Annotated in this window: 24 protein-coding genes and 1 other RNA gene; 20 read left to right on the plus strand and 5 right to left on the minus strand. The window is 36.5% G+C overall.

Annotated features, from left to right (window positions below; translation table 11 throughout):
• The first annotated feature begins 10 nt into the window (after window positions 1-10).
• From ruvA to CVT18_RS09295, 6 genes are all read left to right on the plus strand, one after another.
• Window positions 11-565, plus strand: a complete 555-nt coding sequence (gene ruvA / locus CVT18_RS09270) for a Holliday junction branch migration protein RuvA (protein WP_107824481.1) — start codon at window positions 11-13, stop codon at window positions 563-565.
• Between the two features lie 10 nt (window positions 566-575).
• Window positions 576-1,616 (plus strand): D-alanine--D-alanine ligase, encoded by a 1,041-nt coding sequence (locus tag CVT18_RS09275; protein WP_107824482.1) that lies wholly within the window; start codon window positions 576-578, stop codon window positions 1,614-1,616.
• 64 nt (window positions 1,617-1,680) lie between these two features.
• Window positions 1,681-1,911: a type II toxin-antitoxin system Phd/YefM family antitoxin gene (locus CVT18_RS09280; RefSeq protein WP_087584583.1), complete on the plus strand. Its 231-nt coding sequence runs from the start codon at window positions 1,681-1,683 to the stop codon at window positions 1,909-1,911.
• Window positions 1,901-2,683, plus strand: coding sequence for an alpha/beta fold hydrolase (locus CVT18_RS09285; RefSeq protein ID WP_103628850.1), 783 nt, complete (start codon window positions 1,901-1,903; stop codon window positions 2,681-2,683). The genes CVT18_RS09280 and CVT18_RS09285 overlap by 11 nt, the downstream gene beginning before the upstream one ends.
• The gene (locus CVT18_RS09290; RefSeq protein WP_107824483.1) at window positions 2,680-4,104 is read left to right on the plus strand and encodes a Mur ligase family protein; all 1,425 of its coding nucleotides are present in this window, start codon (window positions 2,680-2,682) and stop codon (window positions 4,102-4,104) included. The genes CVT18_RS09285 and CVT18_RS09290 overlap by 4 nt, the downstream gene beginning before the upstream one ends.
• A complete protein-coding gene (locus CVT18_RS09295; RefSeq protein ID WP_087580158.1) occupies window positions 4,101-4,541 on the plus strand; it encodes a hypothetical protein in 441 nt (146 codons plus the stop codon). Before CVT18_RS09290 ends, CVT18_RS09295 begins: the two co-directional genes overlap by 4 nt.
• Window positions 4,542-4,552: 11 nt before the next feature.
• On the opposite strand, the gene CVT18_RS09300 is transcribed toward CVT18_RS09295, so the two are convergent.
• Entirely contained in the window at window positions 4,553-5,566 is a 1,014-nt protein-coding gene (locus CVT18_RS09300) for a hypothetical protein (protein WP_103628848.1), read from the minus strand.
• A 61-nt stretch (window positions 5,567-5,627) separates the two neighbouring features.
• Here CVT18_RS09300 and CVT18_RS09305 point away from each other — a divergent pair, with 61 nt between their 5' ends.
• The 4 genes from CVT18_RS09305 (at window position 5,628) to rnpB (ending at window position 8,757) form a co-directional block, all read left to right on the plus strand.
• The gene (locus CVT18_RS09305) at window positions 5,628-6,449 is read left to right on the plus strand and encodes a thiamine-phosphate kinase (RefSeq protein ID WP_087580156.1); all 822 of its coding nucleotides are present in this window, start codon (window positions 5,628-5,630) and stop codon (window positions 6,447-6,449) included.
• Window positions 6,427-7,551: a tRNA pseudouridine(13) synthase TruD gene (gene truD, locus CVT18_RS09310; protein WP_103628847.1), complete on the plus strand. Its 1,125-nt coding sequence runs from the start codon at window positions 6,427-6,429 to the stop codon at window positions 7,549-7,551. Before CVT18_RS09305 ends, truD begins: the two co-directional genes overlap by 23 nt.
• Window positions 7,552-7,630: 79 nt before the next feature.
• A complete protein-coding gene (locus CVT18_RS09315) occupies window positions 7,631-8,251 on the plus strand; it encodes a Type 1 glutamine amidotransferase-like domain-containing protein (protein ID WP_103628846.1) in 621 nt (206 codons plus the stop codon).
• Window positions 8,252-8,430: 179 nt separating this feature from the next.
• Window positions 8,431-8,757, plus strand: an RNA gene (rnpB, locus tag CVT18_RS09320) — RNase P RNA component class A.
• 14 nt (window positions 8,758-8,771) lie between these two features.
• Here the strand turns inward: rnpB and CVT18_RS09325 are convergent.
• Genes CVT18_RS09325 through CVT18_RS09340 form a run of 4 tightly spaced genes read right to left on the minus strand, consistent with a single transcriptional unit; the run spans window position 8,772 to window position 11,531 of the window.
• Complete coding sequence (locus tag CVT18_RS09325) at window positions 8,772-8,999, minus strand: hypothetical protein (RefSeq protein WP_087580153.1); 228 nt, start codon at window positions 8,997-8,999, stop codon at window positions 8,772-8,774.
• A complete protein-coding gene (gene fliS, locus CVT18_RS09330) occupies window positions 8,992-9,363 on the minus strand; it encodes a flagellar export chaperone FliS (RefSeq protein WP_035167483.1) in 372 nt (123 codons plus the stop codon). Before fliS ends, CVT18_RS09325 begins: the two co-directional genes overlap by 8 nt.
• Before the next feature lie 9 nt (window positions 9,364-9,372).
• Window positions 9,373-11,133, minus strand: a complete 1,761-nt coding sequence (gene fliD / locus CVT18_RS09335) for a flagellar filament capping protein FliD (RefSeq protein WP_107824484.1) — start codon at window positions 11,131-11,133, stop codon at window positions 9,373-9,375.
• A 2-nt stretch (window positions 11,134-11,135) separates the two neighbouring features.
• Window positions 11,136-11,531, minus strand: a complete 396-nt coding sequence (locus CVT18_RS09340; protein WP_072594311.1) for a FlaG family protein — start codon at window positions 11,529-11,531, stop codon at window positions 11,136-11,138.
• 120 nt (window positions 11,532-11,651) lie between these two features.
• Here CVT18_RS09340 and CVT18_RS09345 point away from each other — a divergent pair, with 120 nt between their 5' ends.
• The 10 genes from CVT18_RS09345 (at window position 11,652) to CVT18_RS09390 (ending at window position 18,844) form a co-directional block, all read left to right on the plus strand.
• On the plus strand, window positions 11,652-11,996 hold the full coding sequence (locus CVT18_RS09345) for an ornithine carbamoyltransferase (protein ID WP_103628844.1): 345 nt from the start codon (window positions 11,652-11,654) through the stop codon (window positions 11,994-11,996).
• A complete protein-coding gene (gene rsmD, locus CVT18_RS09350) occupies window positions 11,993-12,559 on the plus strand; it encodes a 16S rRNA (guanine(966)-N(2))-methyltransferase RsmD (RefSeq protein WP_103628843.1) in 567 nt (188 codons plus the stop codon). The genes CVT18_RS09345 and rsmD overlap by 4 nt, the downstream gene beginning before the upstream one ends.
• 69 nt (window positions 12,560-12,628) lie before the next feature.
• On the plus strand, window positions 12,629-13,681 hold the full coding sequence (locus CVT18_RS09355; RefSeq protein ID WP_021091361.1) for a flagellar basal body P-ring protein FlgI: 1,053 nt from the start codon (window positions 12,629-12,631) through the stop codon (window positions 13,679-13,681).
• Entirely contained in the window at window positions 13,681-13,980 is a 300-nt protein-coding gene (locus tag CVT18_RS09360) for a rod-binding protein (RefSeq protein ID WP_103628842.1), read from the plus strand. Before CVT18_RS09355 ends, CVT18_RS09360 begins: the two co-directional genes overlap by 1 nt.
• Window positions 13,981-14,038: 58 nt before the next feature.
• Window positions 14,039-14,242, plus strand: a complete 204-nt coding sequence (locus CVT18_RS09365; protein WP_072594307.1) for a flagellar biosynthesis anti-sigma factor FlgM — start codon at window positions 14,039-14,041, stop codon at window positions 14,240-14,242.
• A 13-nt stretch (window positions 14,243-14,255) separates the two neighbouring features.
• Window positions 14,256-14,687, plus strand: a complete 432-nt coding sequence (gene flgN, locus CVT18_RS09370) for a flagellar export chaperone FlgN (protein ID WP_103619112.1) — start codon at window positions 14,256-14,258, stop codon at window positions 14,685-14,687.
• A 3-nt stretch (window positions 14,688-14,690) separates the two neighbouring features.
• Window positions 14,691-16,562 (plus strand): flagellar hook-associated protein FlgK, encoded by a 1,872-nt coding sequence (gene flgK / locus CVT18_RS09375; protein ID WP_087580149.1) that lies wholly within the window; start codon window positions 14,691-14,693, stop codon window positions 16,560-16,562.
• Entirely contained in the window at window positions 16,559-17,326 is a 768-nt protein-coding gene (locus tag CVT18_RS09380) for a TIGR02757 family protein (RefSeq protein WP_103628841.1), read from the plus strand. Before flgK ends, CVT18_RS09380 begins: the two co-directional genes overlap by 4 nt.
• Window positions 17,327-17,392: 66 nt before the next feature.
• Window positions 17,393-17,929, plus strand: a complete 537-nt coding sequence (locus CVT18_RS09385) for a superoxide dismutase family protein (protein ID WP_107824485.1) — start codon at window positions 17,393-17,395, stop codon at window positions 17,927-17,929.
• A gap of 153 nt (window positions 17,930-18,082) precedes the next feature.
• Complete coding sequence (locus tag CVT18_RS09390; RefSeq protein WP_103628839.1) at window positions 18,083-18,844, plus strand: TSUP family transporter; 762 nt, start codon at window positions 18,083-18,085, stop codon at window positions 18,842-18,844.
• Window positions 18,845-18,850 lie beyond the last annotated feature (6 nt).

An 18,850-nucleotide genomic window follows, 5' to 3' on the forward strand; every position in this document is an offset into this window, starting at 1 on the left:
AGGTTAAATGATGATAAAAGCGATCGAAGGTATCGTCAGCAAAAAAGATCCCGCATTTGTGATACTTAAGACAAATAGTGGCGTAAGCTATGGAATTTTTATCTCACTTTTTTGCTCAGCCAAGCTTAGCAAGGGCGAAAAAGTCGAGCTTGCCATAACGCAGATATTAAGAGAAGATGCAAATTTACTCTATGGCTTTTTGGATGCAAATGAGCAAAAGATGTTTGAGATGCTTATTAAATTAAATGGTATTGGAGCTAACACGGCTATGGCGGTTTGCTCAAGCCTTAGCTCGCAGGCATTTACAAATGCCATAATAAGTGGCGATGCAGATACTTTTAAAAGCGTGCCAGGCATCGGACCAAAGACTGCTAGACGCATTATAGCTGAGCTAAGTGACGCAAAACTAATAAGTGATGAGAGTGTGCCAAGCTATCAAAATGAGGCGCTTTTGGCACTTGAGGCGCTTGGCTTTAAACGTGAGAAGATAGTGAAAATTTTGCCTGAGTGTAAGAGTGAAAATACAAGTGATCTTATAAAAGAAGCATTAAAGAAATTAGGATAAGGATAAAAAGATGAATTTAGGTGTGATATTTGGAGCAAAGAGCTATGAACATGAGATAAGCATAGTTAGTGCGATAGTTTTAAAAAATGTCCTAAAACAAGAGCTAAAATTTATATTTTGCGACGCAAATAGAGATTTTTATCTTATCGAGCAAAAAGATATGAGAGCAAATTTCTTTAGCTCTGGTAAATACAAAAATTCAAAAAAGCTCATTTTGTCTAAAGGCGGATTTTTCATGCACTCTCTTTTTGGCGATAAAAAAGTAGAGTGCGATGTCATTATAAATCTGATCCATGGCATGGACGGCGAAGATGGCAAGATAGCTGCACTTTTTGACTTTTACGGCATAAAATATATAGGTCCAAGGCTTGAAGTAAGTGCGCTTAGCTACAACAAAGAGCTTACTAAATTTCTAGCACAAAAGGCTGGTGTAAAGGCGCTTGACTATGAGATGCTAACTCGTCAAAGTGAGCCAAAATTTCACTATCCTATTATCTTAAAGCCAGCAAGACTTGGAAGTAGCATCGGCGTAAATATAGTGCATGACGCCAGCGAGCTAGCTTATGCAAAAGACGTAGCATTTGAGTTTGATAAGGATGTGCTTGTCGAGCCTTTTATAAAGGGAGTAAAAGAGTACAACCTTGCAGGCTGTAAGATAAATGGGAAGATAAAATTTTCTATCATCGAAGAGCCAAAAAAGAAAGAATTTCTTGACTATGAGCAGAAATATCTTAGCTTTTCAAATGAAAACAAGGTAAAAGAGGCTGAAATTTCTGAGGAGCTAAAACAAAAGCTTAAATTTAACTTTTCAAAAATTTATGATTGTGGATTTGACGGAGCGATCATTAGATGCGACTTTTTTGTGATAGATGATGAGGTCTATCTAAATGAGATAAATCCAAATCCAGGAAGCCTTGCAAACTATCTATTTGAGGATTTTGAGAGCACTTTAAACGCTCTTGCAAACTCACTTCCAAGAGAACGTAATATAAAGATCGATTATAGCTTTATAAACTCGATCACTTCAGTAAAAGGTCGCGGAAAAATTTAGGCCATTTAGTAGATTATAAAGTAGTTTGTGATATTTTACGTAAAATTTTACACAAAGAGCGACAATGGTAACTTTTACAAAAGACGAAATTTATACAGCAACTGAAGTGGTTAGAAATTTTAGTTCAGTGCTCTCTCGCGTGGGAGCCAATGAATTAAAAAGAGCGGTCATTGTTAAAAATAATAAATTTGAAGCAGTGCTTTTAAATATGGAAGAGTATGAGCGTCTTTGCGAAGCGGTGAGCGTGCTTGAGAGTATTTATGCTGCAAAAAAAAGAGAGAACGATGGCGAGTAGGACGGTAAAATACGGCTCAGACGAGTATGAGATCAGCTACGAAGTAGTAAATCCAAAATGCAAAAAAATAGTGCTTTTCTTGCACGGCTGGGGCGCAAACAAAGAGATAATGAAAAAGGCTTTTGGGCACTATCTAAACGAGTTTTGCCACGTTTATATCGACATGCCAGGCTTTGGTAAAAGCTCAATTACTGATCCTTTAAAAACAAGCGATTATGCAAAAATCGTTGAAAATTTCTGTGATGAGCTTGGCATAAAGCCAGATATCATCGTAGGTCATAGCTTTGGTGGTAAGGTTGCAACGCTTCTAAAGCCACCGTATCTTGTGCTTTTAAGCTCAGCTGGCATAGTTGTCAAAAAGCCATTTATCGTGCGAGCAAAGATAGAAATTTTTAAAATTTTTAAGCTTTTTGGCTTTGGTAAATTTTACAAACTCTTTGCCACAAAAGATGTGAGTGGTATGAGTAGGGTAATGTATGAAACCCTAAAAAACGTCGTTGATGAGGATTTTACAAAGCATTTTGCCAGCTTTAGTGGTAAGGCTTTGATATTCTGGGGCGAAAATGACAAAGCAACGCCCATAACAAGCGGAGAGAGTATACATAAGCTCATTAAAAATAGTTCATTTTTTCCACTTGGAGGTGATCACTTTTTCTTTTTACTTCACGCTAAATTTATAAGCGATGAGATAGAAAAAGGGATAAATTTAGAGCAAAATGAAGCTAAAAATGTCGTGCTTGACGATGAGAGCGGGATCGAGGAGATAAAATGAGTCTGTTTTTAAACATAAGTACAGTCTTTTTTATTTTTGCACTTGCATTTTATGTGATAACTTGCTTTCAGTGGTTTTCATATAGGCCTGAGCGTGTACTTTTTCACTTTACAAAACCAGCATGGCATGTCTTTTTTTTCATTGTGCCTTTGGTTTTATTTTACACGACTGATAAGTGGTTTTTCATCTATTTTTACTTTGCGCTTTTGCCAGCTCTTTATCTTTGGCACAAAAAACTTGATAAAAAGTTAGTAATTACTGGCAGGATCAAGCACTTTTTTGTGATCATTACTTGCGCTATCATCCTAAACTACGCTTTAAATTTTATCATCCACAATGCGTTTTTGGCACCAATGCCACTTTTTGTCTTGGTTGTGAGCCTATTTTTTAGTGAAATTTTAGAAAAGATAAAATTTCAAGGATTTAAAAACAAGGCTCTTAAAAAACTGGGCGCAAATAAAGATCTAAAAATCATCTTGATCACAGCAAGCTACGGCAAAACGAGTATCAAAAATTTCTTATTTGAAATTTTAAAAGATAGCTTTGTCTGCTACAAAACACCTCGCAGCGTAAATACAATGGCTGGCATCATCAAAGATATCAATGAAAACTTAAGCGAGCAAACGCAAATTTACATCGCAGAAGCAGGCGCTAGGCTAAAGGGCGACATTTTAGAGATCACAAAATTTCTAAACCCACAAATCGTCATCGTAGGCGAGATCGGCGCGCAACACATTGAGTATTTTAAAACGCTTGATAATATCCGCTCTACCAAGCTTGAAGCACTTCAAAGCACTCGTTTGCAAATGGCATTTTTACATAGCTCGACAAAGAAAGAGCCAAGTGAAAATATAGAAATTTACGATGAAAGTCTAAAAGATATCAATGCAAATTTAGATGGAATTTCATTTACGCTTGATGAAAAATACTATGCTTCGCCGCTACTTGGCAAATTTAACGCTACAAATTTAGCCGTTTGCATCAAGGTGGCAAAATACCTAAAAATGAGCGATGAGGCGGTAGATAGAGCGCTATCTAAGATGAAAAACGTCGAGCACCGTCTAAGCAAGATCGAGGCTGGCGGCAAGCTGATAATTGATGATAGCTTTAATGGAAATTTTTCAGGTATGAGCGCAAGCTACGAGCTTGTAAGCACCTATGCTGGCAGAAAAGTGCTGCTAACACCAGGCATTGTCGAGAGTGATGCGGAGCAAAATACAAATTTAGCCAAGGTGATAAATGAAATTTTTGACCTTGTCGTCATCACAAGCTCGCTAAATGCCGAAGTTTTGCTAAAACACATCATAAAGCCAAAGATCATTATCTTAAAGGATAAGAACAAAATGCAAGAAATTCTAGCTCAAAATACGCGTGTTGGCGATCTTATACTATTTTCAAACGACGCACCGAGCTTTATATGAAAAAAATAGTTTTTTTAATCCTAACTTTAAATTTGGCATTTGGCTTTGATATTGATGACTATGACAGAGGTATTGAGGCGCTAAATGCCGGAGATTACGTAGCTGCGTATGAAATTTTCTATGATGGCTGTGAGCAAAAAGATGTGCTTTCGTGCGAAGCTTTGGGCGATATGTTTGTAAATGAAGAGATAAGTGAGCAAATGGATAGTGATCTAAAAAAGCACTCAAATATCGAGCTTGGCGTGAGTTATTATATGAAAAGCTGTGACCTTGGCTACCAAAATGCTTGTGATGATGTGATGAGCTTAAGGGATGATTTAAACATAAGCCTTCCAGCTGGTGTTTATGAAAACGCCAAAGCAAGGTACGATGAGATAAGACAAGAAGACGAAAAAGAAGAAGCCTTAAGCGAGCAAAATGCAACTTTGCAAAAATAAATTCTCTAGTTTTAGACTAGATTTACTTTTAGCGTATGCTCTTTTAGGCTTGCTGGAATTTTGCCATTTTCAAGCTCGATCAGTTCGCTAACTCTTAAAACATAAAAATCCTGCAAACTTCTGTTTGCAAATTTTTCAAGCTTTTTTGAAAGCGTGTCAAACATATAAAACTCAGCCTCATTGCTAGCTAGTAAAAAATCAGCCCCGCTATCAAACGCATTAAAAATGGTCTTGCTCGCAAGTGCAAATGCAAGCTTTTCGTTTACTTTTAAAAGTTCAAATCCACAAGGAATTTTGATATTTAGATTTATAAAATTTGCTCTAAATTTATCTAAATTTACAGGGATTTTATCGCTTACGGCTATTTTAAACTCTTTAAATTTATCCAAGTTTTTTATCTTTTCAAGCTCATTTTTTGAGGTTTCATCCTCTTTTATTCCTAAAATTTCTTTAAAAAACCTAATCGCTTCGGTATAAATTTCGTTTCCGCTAAAGATAAAATCATCAATCTTGCAAGCTATCAAAATACCATTTGCATTGTTGATAAGCCTCATGATCTCATCATTTTTTTCTTTTTTATAAAGATGATGAGCTAGTATGATAGCAGCTACACCTATAAAATTTGGCTCGTATTCTCTCACAAAATCAGCATAAAAATATGGCTTTAAGCTTGCATAAAATTCTTTGTCTGCTTGATCACAAAATTTATCAAATGGCTTAAATTTCTCCCAAAAGTCATCATCATTTATCTCAAGATCTAAAACCGCTCGTTTTTCATCAAGTGGCGAAATCACAAGCTTGTCTACAAATTTCTCATATAAATTCTCTAATGGTTCAGCAGTGCTCACTACGACATCATTTACTTTCACAAAGCCAGTTATTGGCTGAAAATACGGATCAATCTTTTTAATATGCAAAAATAGTTCATCAAGGTTTGCGTAATCTAAAATTTCTAAAAAATATGGTTTGAAATACGACAAAATATCCTTTTTTGCATTAAATCTAAAAATTTCTATTTTTTGCATTTGGCTCCTTTTTTGGCTTATTTTATCCTAAAATTAAAAGGAGTTTCATTATAATGGCCCGATGGATAAAGAAAATTTTACGATTGAATGCTTTAGTAACGCTTATATTGGCGATGATGCGGCCGTGCTTGGCAAGCAGGTCTTTAGCAAGGATATTTTTGCGCAAAACTCGCACTTTAGGCATGGCTGGCTAAGCCTTGAAGAGATCGGCTACAAGGCGATGATCGTAAATTTTTCAGATACGATCGTGATGAATGCTAGGCCAAAATTTGCGCTTCTTGGACTTAGCTTGCCAAAGAATTTTTCGCCACAGCAAATCAAAGAGCTAAGCGTAGGCATAAACAGAGCTTGCGAGGAGTTTGGCGTAAAGATAATCGGTGGCGATACGATAAGTAGCAAAATTTTAAATATAAGCGTTAGTATAATTGGTGAGCTAAATGGCAAAGCTGTGCTTAGAGAAAATGCAAAATACGGCGATCTAGTAGCTTTTACTGGCGAGCTTGGAGGCAGCCAAAAAGGGCTAAATTCACTTCTAAGACTAGCTCAAATTTCAAAAAACTCACGATTTAAAAAGCCTATTTTAAGAGATAAATTTTTCTACAAAGCAGCTCATCTTATAAACTCCGCTATGGATATCTCAGATGGGCTAAATACCGATCTTGCTAAGCTTTTAAAGGCTAGCAAAAAGGGTGCTAAATTTACAAAAAAGCTAAGCAAATTTGAGCTTAGTAGCGGCGAGGAGTATGAAATTTTATTTACTTTTAGTCCTAAAAATTTAAACGCTATCAAAAGGATCGCCGCAAAAACACGGACAAAGATTAGCGTCTTTGCAAAAATTTCAAATAAAAGGTTAAAACAAAATGCAAGAAACCACCATTTTTAAGCCACTTTATGCACTCACTCATGCACCTATCGAGGCTTACTTTTCTAAAAATTCAGATGATTTTGTCGTGCGTGAGATACCACTTTACGAGTTTAGCGGTGACGGCGAGCACTTGATCGTTGAAATTTCTAAAAAAGATATGACGACACAAGAGGCCTTGCATGTCTTAAGCGAGGTTACAGGAGCAAAAATGCGCGACTTTGGCTATGCTGGACTAAAGGATAAGCAGGGCATGACGACGCAGTTTATCTCGATGCCTCGTAAATTTGAGGGCACGCTTGCAAACTTTAGCCATGAAAAGATGAAAATTTTAAGCCTAAATGTGCATAAAAATAAGCTTCGTATCGGACATCTAAAGGGAAATAGCTTTTTTATCCGTTTAAAAAAGGTGCTACCAAGTAATGCCAAAAAGCTAGAGCAAGCATTTGTTAGTATCGATAAAATGGGCTATGCAAACTACTTTGGCTATCAACGTTTTGGTAAATTTGGCGACAACGCCGAAACTGGACTGGAGCTTCTTAAAAATGGGACGATAAACGGCAAAAAGAGCAAAAACGTAAAGCTAAACGACTTTTTGATCTCGGCATATCAAAGTGATCTTTTTAATCGCTGGCTTAGCAAACGCGTGGAGATTTCGAGGTTTGCGCAGGATTTTAGCCTAGGCGAGCTAGCTCAAATTTACCCGTATCTTGACGGCGCGATTTTAAAAAATTTAAAATCACAAAAGAGATTTTTTAAGCTGATGGAGGGCGAAGTTTTGGGTCACTATCCGCACGGCAAGTGCTTTTTATGCGAGGATTTGGACGCTGAGGGCGCGCGCTTTGACGCTAGAGATATCACTAGCTGCGGGCTGATCGCGGGCGCGAAGGCGTATGAGGCACAGGGCGCGGCTAGGGCGGTAGAGGATCAAATTTTCGCGCAGGCAAACGAATATAAAGCTAAAATGACGGGATCTAGGCGCTTTGCGTGGTGTTATTTGGAGGACACAAGCTACAAATACAACGAGGAAAAAGCGCATTTTACGATAAATTTCACGCTGCAAAAAGGTAGTTACGCGACGGTGGTACTGGAGGAGATTTTACACAAAAATATTTTTGATTAAGATAGCTCTTTGTTATTTTATACGCCTATTTTGGCAATATATGCATCTAGAAACATTTAAATTATGAAAGGTTTTAAAAATGGAAAATATTTTTCTTTGTTCTTACTTTGCAGAGGTTGCGAGCAAGATCAATGAATTGGTGAAATTTAGTGGCAAGAAAGTTGCTTTTATCGATACGGCAGCAAAATTTGAAGAGGTAAATTTTTACGTAGATGAAGCGGTGGAAATTTTGGAAAAATTTGGTGCGAAGCTGACTCGTATTGATATTTCTTGTGTTAAAAACATGGTTGCGCAGGTTTCTGAATGTGATGATTTTTGCGCCTTAGACGATAAAATTTTAGCTACTATTAATGAATGTGACATCATTTATATAAGTGGCGGAAATACATTTTATCTTCTTAGTGAGCTGCGAAAATCGCGCGCTGCACAAACTATAAAAGATGCAGTTCATGCAGGTAAAATTTATATTGGCGAGTCAGCAGGTGCGATCGTAGCGGCACCAGATACGAGATATGCTACGCCTATGGATGAAAATAGCGTAAACGTGAGTGATTTTACAGGCTTAAATTTGGTGGATTTTTTCATAGTGCCACACTTTGGTTGTGAGCCTTTTGTGGAAGCTGCACGCGAGACAATGAAAAAATTTGGCAATTCTTGTGATTTGCGTCCTATAAATAATGCAGAATTTATCGCACTTTAATATAAAAATACAGCTATTTGACTAGTAAAAATTTATATAAAACGTAAGCTAGACTTTTGCTCAAAGGGTTGTCTATAAAGTCGCTTTTTGTATGTAAAATCATATGGCTTAGAAGAAGTAAGTGTAGTTGTATAAAAGCTAAAGCTATAAATTTAAGCCAAAACCGCTATAATTTCGCTCTGGCACGGTAAGCGGTCGCTTTTGTATCATACAAAAGAGGAAAGTCCGAGCTGCGATAAGACAAGGTTCCATCTAACGGATGGCTAGGGAAACCTAAGGGATAGTGTAACAGAAAGTAAACTTCCGCTTCGGCGGTAAAGGTGAAACGGTGGAGTAAGAGCCCACCGGCACGCTTGGTAACTTGCGTGGCCATATAAACCCAACCTGCAGCAAGAAGGGATGGTTTTGGTCTTATATTAAAACCCTTCGCTAGAGTTTGTTTGTAAAAGCAAGCGTAGATAAATGATCGTTCAAGACAGAACTCGGCTTAACGCCGTGCCTTTAAATTTATAAAACTATATTAGTTTGTTACGTATTTTTGAGCTTTTTGTAGTTTTATAAGCTCATTTTGAATATGTAAAGACTTGCTTTTTAAAAGCTCTATTGCTCCGCCAATTAATGCTTGTGCTTCTTGCGCTAGAGCTAGGCTCGTAAACATATCCTCACTAAAATTTTGTGACAATGCAGCTATCTTGCTTGTGTCTTCGTTTATCAATGCTAACTTAAATTCATTGATCCAACTATTCACCTGATGTTACCTCTCTCCATGCTTCAGATAGTTGCTTTACGACATTGGTTACTTCATTTAAAGCCGCGATATCGTTTTGTATATTTGCCATAGCAAGAAGCTGCATCTGTCTTGTATAAAGGCCGCTAAGATAGTGAGCTACATCACCTTGAGAATAATCAAGCGAATTTAAAAGCTCAACAAAAATAGCGTTTGTTCTATTAATATAATAAACTTTTTTCTCTATATCTCCAGCTTCTATCGCCTTTTTTGTACGAAATATAAATTTTAAAATTCCGTCATAAAGCATTTCTATTAATTTAGTTGGGGACTCAATGCCCCCAAAACTAGACTGTGCGTATGCACTATATGCACTTTGATTCATCTTTCTCTCTTATTTTCTGCTATTTATCTCTGCATCGATCATTGATTTTAGTGTTGAGAACTGATTTTCTAAACTCGCGATGATAGCGTTATACTTGATAAAACGCTCTTGCATTGTTGTGTATTTCTCATCTAAAAGCTTTTGTGTGCTCTCTTTGTTTTTTGTGATCGACTCATTTTCATCTTTTAACTGATTTTGCATAGCAACCATCGTACCACTTTTACCAACGACACCATCAAGCATTTTAGCTAGCTTTGTAAAAAGCCCATCTGTCTTTTTGGTTACTGGATTTATAGTAGCTTCATTCATACCTAGAGCTGTTAAGGCTGAATTTTTACCTTTTACTTCGATATTTTCGCCATCGCTTCTTTTTAAGATGATTCTTTTACCACTTTTATCAAGACTGGCTGTAACTCCAGTTATGCCAGCATCATTTATAGCTTGTTGAAGTTTTAGCGCGTTCTCTTCAGCTGTGGCTGTGGCTGTAGTTGAGAATGTAACTGACTTACCGTTTATTGTAAGATCACCAGCTTTTATGTCTAGTGCTCCAGCGCTAACGGTCGATGCCCCCATATAGCTTATTGGCTCGATCTTGCTTGATCCCATGAAAAATTTCTGAATCTCTTCAGGATCTTTGCTAAGAGCTGCATTTAGTTTATTTAGATCAAGCTGAAGCTGTCCGTCTTTATCAGGCACTATGCCATATTTGCTTAATGCTTTGCCTTCGCTATCTTGTCCATTTACAAGACGACCAATATTTGATCTTAAGCTTGAAATTTCGCTAACGCCTTGGAAGGTGCCAGCTCCCTTTTCCTCGTCATATTTTGTGGCTATACCAAGGTTCATGGTCATTAGGTTGTAGTCTTTGATAAATTCTTCAACCGCTTTTATTACCTCTTTTGTATCCTGAGAGACGCTTACGTTTGTTTTACCAGTTTCATTTAATGTAATAGAAATTCCCGGCCTTAAGTCGTTGAAGGTATTTTTGCTTCTTTTTACATTTACTCCGTTATATGTAAATTCCGCATCTTGTGCCTTTAAAATTCTATTTTTCTCAAAATTTGATGTCATCTTTGGTGTGCCATCAGGATTTGTTAGTAGAGTGCCATTTGCATCTTTATCTTGAAACTGCGTACTATCCCAGCCAAGCTTATCTAAAACACCAGCTGTATCATTTGAGAATTTAATAGTCTGTGTTGCGCCAGTGTTGCCTGATTGAAGCATGATTTGATTTGGCTTATCTCCGCCAACATTTAAAATTCTAGCTTGCAATTTACCACGACTAATATCATTTATCTTGTCTACAATATCTTGATATGTGGTTGATCTAGTTACGCTAATAGAAAATTTTTGTCCATCGATTTCAACGTCAAAAGAGCCGTTATTTGTCGCACCTACTAAGTTTGAAGCATTTTTGAAATTTGAGCTTTGAAATGTATCTTTTTGAGCAAGTTTTTGCACATCGATACTAAAATTTTGAACGCTAACACCATTTGCAGCTGAGGCTGTTACGCTTTTGCCAGCATTATTTGTAGTTCTTTTTAGATAAAGTGCCTCTCCGCCAAGTGTTTTGCCACTTACGTTTACGTTGCTAACTAGAGTTTTTAGCGCTGCAAGGTCTTTTTGCTTTAGATCATTTCTTTCTAGCCTTTTTGTTAAAGGTTTGATCTGTCCTGCTTCATCTGCTTCTTTTAATTTCTTGATAAGATCATCATTTAGCCCGCTATTTTTTGTACCGATTCCTAAATTTGTTACGTTACCTACTGCCATTTTTAACTCTCCTTGTCAAAAAGTATTCCGATACTTTCTTTGAAATACTCGCTTATTCTTATAGCTTCTTTGCTTGGAAGTTGTGTTATCTCCTCGCCAGTTTTAGCGTCTTTTACTTGCACGACCATTAAATTTAGCTTCTCGTTGTAAGCAAATCTTACATTAGTATCAAGCTGCTGCATTTGATAGTTTAATCTGTCAGTGACCTCTCTTGTTCTTTTGGCAAGCTCTTCGTTGCTAAGTCCGTCTAGCTCGTTAATGTCTTTTGTTTCGTTATTTTTATCAGCACTTAATTTAACATCAGAATGCTCGATAGGTCTGCTGTCTATTTGACGCTGAGCAGATGTGCTCATGCTCGTATCTAGTACCTGATTTGCTGCTGCCTTAAAGATTTCCATAGTTTTACTCCTTAAAACTTACGTTAGCTTCTACATCGGTAAAATTTTAAAATCCTTTAGTGTTTATATAAATTTTTGATTATTTAGGCTAAAATCGAGCAAAAATTTATAGGAAGAGATATGAAAATTTCATTTGAGTGCGAGTGTATTTTACTTCAAAAGACACTACTGCTTTTTTGTGGAAAATTAGCTGCTCATCATAAGGACTGTGATTTTATAGTGAGCGACCGCGAAATAGCAACAAGAAAACCGCTATTTATAATAGGAAAGAATTCTCATCTTTCTCATCCTTTTACCAAAATGGCACTTCTTGATACGCTTGAAGAATTTTACTCAGCTATGCAAATTTCAAAAGCAAATGAGTTTAATGAAACTAAAAATGAAAAGAGCTTAGAAGAAAAAATTTCACTTTTAATAGATAAATTTAAAGCTGATCTTCTTGAAATTTTAAGGGCAAATCAGTGAAGCTATACACTAAAATCTCAAGTGGTAAATTTAAAGGTAAAAGGCTTGAATTGCCAAGCCTAAGCACGACTAGAAGCACAAAAAGTATCGTAAAAGAGTCCTTTTTTAACGTCATTAGAGATGAAATTTATACTCTTACATTTATAGAGGGCTTTGGTGGAAGCGGCGTGATGGCATGTGAGGCCGTTAGCAATGGAGCACGTGAGGCTATTGCTATCGAAAAAGATAGAGTTGCTTTTAAAATCACGCAAAGCAACCTTAAAAGCCTAGAGAGCGTAAATTTAAAAGCAATAAATGGTGATACCTTTGCCATCTTGCCTGATCTTGTAAATTCTCAAAGTGGCAAGGTCTTGCTCTATCTTGATCCGCCATTTGATATAAGAGCTGGCTTTGATGATATTTACGTCAAGCTTGTAAATTTGATCTCGCAGCTAAAAAAAGAAAAAATTTACATGATAGTTTTTGAGCACAACAGCGACTTTAAATTTAGTGATGAAATTTCTACATATAAACTTGTAAAATTTAAAAAATTTGGAGCTACTTCGCTCTCTTATTTTCAATAAAAATTTATAGTAAAATTTGGAACATCTTTTGCTTTAAAAACCTAAAATAGCTAAATTTTAGGAAAAAATATGAAAAAATTTTTATCTTTTGTAGCAGCTTCAGTGATAGCTACTTCAGCCTTTGCTACGCAGATAAAAGAGCTTGCAAGCATAGTTGGTGTAAGAGATAACCAGCTAATAGGCTACGGCCTAGTTGTCGGACTAAACGGCACAGGTGATGGCTCAACGTCAAAATTTACGATCCAGTCTTTATCAAACATGCTTCAAGGTGTAAACGTAAAGATAAACCCAGATGATATCAAGTCAAAAAACGCAGCTGCTGTTATGGTAACAGCTAAGCTTCCTGCATTTGCAAGGCATGGCGATAAGCTTGATGTCGTGATCTCATCTATCGGCGATGCAAAAAGCTTGCAAGGTGGTACGCTTCTCATGACGCCACTAAAAGGCGTTGATGGTGATATTTACGCTTTGGCTCAGGGTGCTTTAAGTATCGGCGGAAAAAGCATGGGTAGATCAGGTGGCAACCACCCAACTGTTGGATCTATCCTAAATGGAGCTTTGGTCGAGCGAGAAGTGACTTATGACATTTACAATCAAGATAGCATAAGACTAAGCCTAAAAGATACAAATTTTAAAACCGCTCTTGATATCCAAAACGCTATAAATGCAAATATCTCTGATGATGCCGCAAAGGCGATCGATCCAAGAACGGTTATCGTTAAAAAGCCGGATGATGTTAGCATTATCGAGCTTGCAAGTGCTGTGCTTGATCTTGATGTAGAGTATAAGCCAGATGAAAAGATAGTGGTTGATGAGAGAACTGGCACAATAGTAAGTGGCATAAATGCTGTGGTTAGCCCAGTTGTCTTAACGCATGGTGCAATCACAATAAAAATAGAGCCAAATAGCTATGACGAAGCAGCGCAAAACGATGTAAATATAGGAAGCGATACGTCGGTCGCACCTAGTCAAAATTTACTTAAAATTTCAGGCGAAAAAACAACCGTTGCAAATGTAACAAGAGCGTTAAATAAGCTTGGGGCGACACCAAGTGATATCATATCGATACTTGAAAATTTAAAGCGAGTTGGTGCGATACAAGTTGATTTGGAGATAATATAATGCAAATAGATAACACCTTAGCGCTAAATTCATACAATGAAATTTCAGCAAATAAGATAAAAAACGCAAATGCTAAACAAGATACTCTTTTAAAAGAGCAAACTGATGCCTTTGAAGCATATATGGTAAAAGCCGTGCTTGATATTGCTTTAAAAGAAGATGAGCACAACTCGCTATATCCAAAGGCTGCTGGTAGCGACATTTATAGGTCAATGTATAACGATGCAATGAGTAAAGCATTGAGCGGAAATCTTGGTTTTTCAGAACTTTTGTACGATTTTTTAAAGAGAGACTCTTAAGTAAATTTATATTCTGCCGATGTAGTGATATAAACATTTTATTTTAAGAGGTATGAATATGATAAGGCCTTTGAACCAAAGACCAAATTTTCAGGCAAATACGCTAAATAAAAATAGCGATGCCAAGGTCGAAACTCAGAGTAAAGAAGTAAGAACAAACGAAAACGCAAAGCTAAAAGAGATAGCTGATGCCATAGCAAATGGCACTTATCAGGTTGATATCTCAAAAACGGCTAGGGCTGTGGCTGATGCGTTGCTGTAATTAAGGAATCTAAATGATAAAGAAGCTTTTGGACGAGGCTATAGGCGAGCTTGATGAGCTTATAAATTTAACCATACAAGATATCGCAAATATAAAAGAGGCTAAGCACTCAAGCGTTGATGAGAGTGTAAAGAAAAAAAATACCTTAGTTCGTGCATTTGAAGATACAAAAAGAGCACTAGATAAAGAGCTTTTAAAGGTATCAAAAGAAAGCGGTACGACTACACTTGCTAGCGTTTTAGACGATGAGGTGAAGTCAAAGCTTGTTCTTATGCGTTCAAAGCTTGAAAATTTACATAAAGTAAATAAAGAATATGCAAGACATGTTGTTGCTGTTAAAGAATTTTTTGACTCACTTAATGAAAAAATTTTTGGTACTAAAGCAAGTGAATACGGCCAAGATGGAAATAGCATAGATAATAATTTTTATAAATCAAGGGTTTAAAAAATGGCTAATATTTTTATGTCATTAGGCACGGGTGTTTCAGGACTAAATGCAGCCCAGCTTCAAATAAGTACAACCGGAAATAATATCGCAAACGCCGATAGCAACTACTATACAAGACAACGTGTTGTCCAATCTGCATCTCCAGCGATGAATACAGTCCCTGGCGGAGTTGGCACAGGCACACAAGTAGATACTATAACAAGGCTTCATGATGAGTTTGCCTACTCAAGACTAAAATACTCATCGTCAAATTTAGAAAATACAGCCTATAAACAAAGAATTTTGCAAGAAGCTACAAAATATTTTCCTGACCTAAAAGATAATGGAATGGTGAAAGATATTCAGGAGTATTTTTCCGCATGGAATAACTTTGCTTCAAACCCTAATGCAGGCGCTCAGAAAGTAAATTTAATAAATAAAGCAAGTGTATTGACTGCAAGTATCAACCGCTCATCAAAGATGCTTTATGATATGCATGAAAAGATTGATGAAACAATAAAAATAAATATAAAAGAGATAAATTCTCTAGGCAGACAAATAGCAAATATTAATAAGCAAATCCAAAGAATAGAATCAGGCGCAGACGCTGGTATAAAAATAAATGCAAATGATCTTCGTGATAAACGTGATGAGCTTGAGCTTGCTATGTCAAAGCTGGTAAATACAGCAGTTTATAAAAGCGATCTAAAGAGCAATTCTAGGGTAGATACAGGAATAACAGATCAAGGAAAATACTACAATCTAAACATTGGTGGCGTAAGTATCGTTGATGGTGTAAATTTTCATGAAATTTCTATGAGTTCAACCGAAAGTGGACGATATACAAAAATTTATTATGAAAGAGAAGATGGCAGAAGAATCCCAATGGAGGAAAAGATTACAGGTGGTAAAATTGGAGCTGCACTTGATCTTAGGGGTAGAAACTACGAGCCAGATAATGATAAATTTAGCGACGGAACGATCCAAAAATATATTGATAATTTAAATACATTTAGTAAAACCTTGATAACAAGTACAAATAATATCTATGCCGAATCCGCAGTTGAAATTTCTAACTCAGATCCGATAAGTTATTTAGAAGGCGATAAGACGTTGATGAATCATGATAATAGCATAAGAAATGGAAGTTTTGAAGCTATTGTTTATGATAACAAAGGCAATGTCGTGGCCAGAAAAACTATAAATGTAAATGGCACGACGACGATGAATGATACAAGATATGGCAACTCTATCGTCAAAGACTTTAACTCAAACTCAGATGACAATAAAGACAATAATATGTTAAATGACGTTGATGACTTTTTCGAGGCATCATATTTTTATGATAAAAATACTAAAAAAGGCACATTTTCTCTCATTCCAAAACAAGCTCAAGGGCTTTATAGCATATCAATAGTCGATCACGGTACAAATTTCCCAGGCGCTGTTGGTATAAATAGATTTTTTTCAGGTACTGACTCAAATAGTATCGGTATAAATCAAAATTTTACCCAAGACCACACAAAGCTTCGTGCCTACTCAAAGCCGGTTATCGGAAATAATGAAGTTGCAAATAAAATGATCCAGCTTCAGTATCAAAAGCAAACCTTTTACTCAAGTGGCATAGCGCTTGATAGAGATGAGACGATCGAGGGATATTACCGCTATCTTACGACTGACATGGCGAGTGATACAGAGGCGAATAATACGATCCACGATACAAATACATCTTTGCAAAAGACAGCTGAAGAGGAATTTCAATCAACAAGTGGCGTAGATACGAACGAAGAGCTTACGAATTTGATCCGCTTTCAAGCAAGTTACGGCGCAGCGGCAAAGATCATCACGACAGTTGATCAAATGCTTGACACGCTTCTTTCACTAAAACAATGAGCGAGCTAAAGAGCCTTTTAGACTCGCACGTACTTAGCAAAAATACAAATTTGGGGCTGTTTGAAGCCCCAGATCCACTTCAAGTAGCTACTAAATTTAAAGAGCCAAACATAGCACTCATTTGTGCGTTATTTGCCTATGGCAACGCAAAGATGATAGTAAAATTTCTAAATTCACTTGACTTTAGCTTACTTGATGAGAGCGAGCAAAATATCAAGAAAAATTTATCAAATTTTAAATACCGCTTTCAAAATGAAAATGATGTGAGAGAAATTTTTATTACTCTCTCACGCCTTAAAAAAGAGGGCGAGATAGAAGGAATTTTACGCCAAGGTCTTGCAAAAAATGGCGAGATGATAGAGGGCGTAAATGAGCTTATCAAATTTATATATAAGCTAAATTCTTACCGCTCGGACGGATATGAGTTTTTCTTTGGTAAGAGTTTTAACAAAGAGCCACAAAGCCCATATAAACGCTATAACATGTATCTTCGCTGGATGGTAAGAGATAGTGATATCGACCTTGGGCTATTTAAGAATTTACCAAAAGATAGGCTTTTGATACCGCTTGATGTGCATACGCATAGAGTTTCTTTAAATTTAGGACTTACAAATAGAAAGAGCTACGATTTTAAAGCAGTCATGGATCTTACAAAAAAACTTAGAGAATTTGACGAGTTTGATCCGATAAAATACGACTTTGCGCTTTATAGAATAGGACAGAGTAAAGAGCTAGAAACTATCGTAAAAAATCTCAAAAAATAAAAATTATTGCTAAATTTTTAAATTTAGGGTAGACTTGCCATACAATTTTATCCATAAGGAGATTGTATGAAAAAAATCGTTTTACTAAGTGCAGTTTTAGGAACTTTGCTTTTTGCTCACGAAGGTCATCACTTTGATGCAAAAGCTGGAGAGCATCTAGTTATACCTGTTAATGAACTAAGCGAGAAGGGCGATAAGAGTGTCGGCGAAGTAGTAGCTGTTAAGACAAACTACGGCGTTGCATTTTTTCCAAATTTAAAAGGACTTACTGCAGGACTACACGGCTTTCACATCCATGAAAATGCTGACTGTGGTGCGACTGAAAAAGGTCTTGGCATGAAAGCAGGCGGTCACTGGGATCCAGCTGGCACAAAGATCCACTCTTTTGCATGGGATGATAAAGGTCACAAAGGCGATTTGCCAGCACTTTACGTAGATGTTGAGGGTAATGCGAACTATCCAGTGCTAGCCCCAAAGATAAAAAGTCTTGACGAGCTAAAAGGTCACTCACTAATGGTTCATGTTGGTGGTGATAATCACAGCGACAACCCAAAAGCACTTGGCGGTGGCGGTGCTAGAATGCTTTGTGGCGTTATTAAGTAATCACTTTAATAAACGAGTCTTTGCGCTAGATCTAAAGGCTCGTTAAAATTTATAAATTTTAAAAATCTCTCATTTCAAATATAAAAATTTTACAAAAAGATAAGTACAAATAAATTACAATCTACTTTTATTTCAATTATCAAAAGAGCAAAAATGGAATTTGATCTACTTAGCTATGTCGTTTTTTTTGTAGCTGCATTTTTAGGCGGTTTTATCGATTCTATCGCTGGGGGAGGCGGGCTTATAACGCTTCCAGCTATTATGGCGATGGGCGTGCCACCACACCTTGCACTTGGTACAAATAAGCTTCAAGGAGTCTTTGGTAGCTTTACAGCAACCCTAAATTTCACAAAACGGGGATTAATTAATTATAAAGAGTGCTTTGTAGGTATTGTTTTTACTTTTATTGGAGCTATCATTGGAGCAGTGGTGATCCTATTTTTAAATACAAATTTTTTAAAGATAATTATCCCATTTTTACTGATTGCTATTTTTATCTATACGCTTTTTATGCCAAAAGTCGGTGAAAATGATAGAGCCGCAAAGATGAATGAAAAGCTATTTTATGTAGTTTTTGGGCTGATACTTGGCTTTTATGATGGTTTTTTTGGTCCAGGAACAGGCTCTTTTTGGACATTTGCGATAGTGGCATTAATTGGGCTAAATTTAAAAAAGGCTGTCGCTCATACAAAACTTTTAAATTTTACTAGTAATATCGTTGCCCTTGGCATTTTTATAGCTGGTGGCCAGATGCTTTGGGCTGTTGGACTTTTAATGGCAGTTGGTCAAATTTTAGGCGCATATTTTGGATCAAATCTTGTCATTAAAAAAGAGGTCAAATTTATTAGAACAATGTTTTTAGCAGTCGTTGCAGTTACTATTTGTAAATTGATTTTCGATTATTTCAGAGTTTAAAATTAA

The sequence above is a fragment of the Campylobacter concisus genome (genome assembly GCF_003048405.1).
Classification (GTDB): Bacteria; Campylobacterota; Campylobacteria; order Campylobacterales; family Campylobacteraceae; genus Campylobacter_A; species Campylobacter_A concisus_Q.

What these genes read in the sequence shown, in the direction of transcription:
- ruvA (WP_107824481.1), top strand. Translation starts at nt 11, where the DNA reads ATGATAAAAGCGATCGAAGGTATCGTCAGCAAAAAAGATCCCGCATTT.
- CVT18_RS09275 (WP_107824482.1), top strand. Translation starts at nt 576, where the DNA reads ATGAATTTAGGTGTGATATTTGGAGCAAAGAGCTATGAACATGAGATA.
- CVT18_RS09280 (WP_087584583.1), top strand. Translation starts at nt 1,681, where the DNA reads ATGGTAACTTTTACAAAAGACGAAATTTATACAGCAACTGAAGTGGTT.
- CVT18_RS09285 (WP_103628850.1), top strand. Translation starts at nt 1,901, where the DNA reads ATGGCGAGTAGGACGGTAAAATACGGCTCAGACGAGTATGAGATCAGC.
- CVT18_RS09290 (WP_107824483.1), top strand. Translation starts at nt 2,680, where the DNA reads ATGAGTCTGTTTTTAAACATAAGTACAGTCTTTTTTATTTTTGCACTT.
- CVT18_RS09295 (WP_087580158.1), top strand. Translation starts at nt 4,101, where the DNA reads ATGAAAAAAATAGTTTTTTTAATCCTAACTTTAAATTTGGCATTTGGC.
- CVT18_RS09300 (WP_103628848.1), bottom strand. Translation starts at nt 5,566, where the DNA reads ATGCAAAAAATAGAAATTTTTAGATTTAATGCAAAAAAGGATATTTTG.
- CVT18_RS09305 (WP_087580156.1), top strand. Translation starts at nt 5,628, where the DNA reads ATGGATAAAGAAAATTTTACGATTGAATGCTTTAGTAACGCTTATATT.
- truD (WP_103628847.1), top strand. Translation starts at nt 6,427, where the DNA reads ATGCAAGAAACCACCATTTTTAAGCCACTTTATGCACTCACTCATGCA.
- CVT18_RS09315 (WP_103628846.1), top strand. Translation starts at nt 7,631, where the DNA reads ATGGAAAATATTTTTCTTTGTTCTTACTTTGCAGAGGTTGCGAGCAAG.
- fliS (WP_035167483.1), bottom strand. Translation starts at nt 9,363, where the DNA reads ATGAATCAAAGTGCATATAGTGCATACGCACAGTCTAGTTTTGGGGGC.
- fliD (WP_107824484.1), bottom strand. Translation starts at nt 11,133, where the DNA reads ATGGCAGTAGGTAACGTAACAAATTTAGGAATCGGTACAAAAAATAGC.
- CVT18_RS09340 (WP_072594311.1), bottom strand. Translation starts at nt 11,531, where the DNA reads ATGGAAATCTTTAAGGCAGCAGCAAATCAGGTACTAGATACGAGCATG.
- CVT18_RS09345 (WP_103628844.1), top strand. Translation starts at nt 11,652, where the DNA reads ATGAAAATTTCATTTGAGTGCGAGTGTATTTTACTTCAAAAGACACTA.
- CVT18_RS09355 (WP_021091361.1), top strand. Translation starts at nt 12,629, where the DNA reads ATGAAAAAATTTTTATCTTTTGTAGCAGCTTCAGTGATAGCTACTTCA.
- CVT18_RS09360 (WP_103628842.1), top strand. Translation starts at nt 13,681, where the DNA reads ATGCAAATAGATAACACCTTAGCGCTAAATTCATACAATGAAATTTCA.
- CVT18_RS09365 (WP_072594307.1), top strand. Translation starts at nt 14,039, where the DNA reads ATGATAAGGCCTTTGAACCAAAGACCAAATTTTCAGGCAAATACGCTA.
- flgN (WP_103619112.1), top strand. Translation starts at nt 14,256, where the DNA reads ATGATAAAGAAGCTTTTGGACGAGGCTATAGGCGAGCTTGATGAGCTT.
- flgK (WP_087580149.1), top strand. Translation starts at nt 14,691, where the DNA reads ATGGCTAATATTTTTATGTCATTAGGCACGGGTGTTTCAGGACTAAAT.
- CVT18_RS09380 (WP_103628841.1), top strand. Translation starts at nt 16,559, where the DNA reads ATGAGCGAGCTAAAGAGCCTTTTAGACTCGCACGTACTTAGCAAAAAT.
- CVT18_RS09385 (WP_107824485.1), top strand. Translation starts at nt 17,393, where the DNA reads ATGAAAAAAATCGTTTTACTAAGTGCAGTTTTAGGAACTTTGCTTTTT.
- CVT18_RS09390 (WP_103628839.1), top strand. Translation starts at nt 18,083, where the DNA reads ATGGAATTTGATCTACTTAGCTATGTCGTTTTTTTTGTAGCTGCATTT.